The organism is Actinoplanes sandaracinus (genome assembly GCF_030009775.1).
Lineage (GTDB): Bacteria > Actinomycetota > Actinomycetes > Mycobacteriales > Micromonosporaceae > Actinoplanes > Actinoplanes sandaracinus.
In genome coordinates this window covers 1-660 of sequence record NZ_JASCTH010000098.1, presented here as the reverse complement: position 1 = coordinate 660, position 660 = coordinate 1, and the positions used below count along the sequence as shown (strand labels likewise).

At 67.6% G+C, this 660-nt stretch carries 1 protein-coding gene; it reads left to right on the top strand.

What is annotated here, in order from left to right:
- Nucleotides 1-60: 60 nt before the first annotated feature.
- Nucleotides 61-660: IS3 family transposase (locus tag QLQ12_RS46830; protein WP_282767551.1), on the top strand; the 600-nt coding region annotated here is incomplete at its 3' end.

Genomic DNA, 660 nt, shown 5'->3' with positions numbered 1-660 from the left:
GATCCTGCGTGCTGCGAGCAGCTATTTCGCGTCGGAGCTCGGCCCGACCCGGCGACGGTCATGAGGTTCATCGACGAACACCGTGACCGCTTCGCGGTCGCGCTCCTGCTACGGGTTCTGAACATCGCCGAGTCGACCTACTACCAGTGGATCAAGCAGGCCGAACAACCCAGCGACCGAGACCTGGTCGACCTCGGGCTGCTGTCGAACATTCATGAGATCTGGGAGGCGTCCGGGTTTACCTATGGCGCCGACCGCGTCCACCGGCAGCTGCGCCGCGACGGCATCCGTGTCGGACGCAAACGCATCGAGCGGCTGATGGCCGGCCAGGGCTGGCACGGGGCGTTCCTGCGCCGCGGCTGGCGCGGCGGCTCAACGAAGCAGAATCCCGCGCACACGCCGGCACCGGATCTGGTCAACCGCACCTTCACCGCCGCAGCCCCGAACCGGCTATGGGTCGCCGACGCCACCCGCATCCCCTGCGGCGAGGGTGTGTTCTGGCTGGCCGCCGTCCGCGACGTGTTCTCCCGCCGCATCGTCGGCTGGAAGACCTCTGATCGGTGCGACACCGATCTGATCCTGGCCGCGCTCGAGTACGGCATCTGGTCGCGTGACGTCCGCGACGGCCAGTTGATCCACCACTCGGACAGGGGTTCGAAC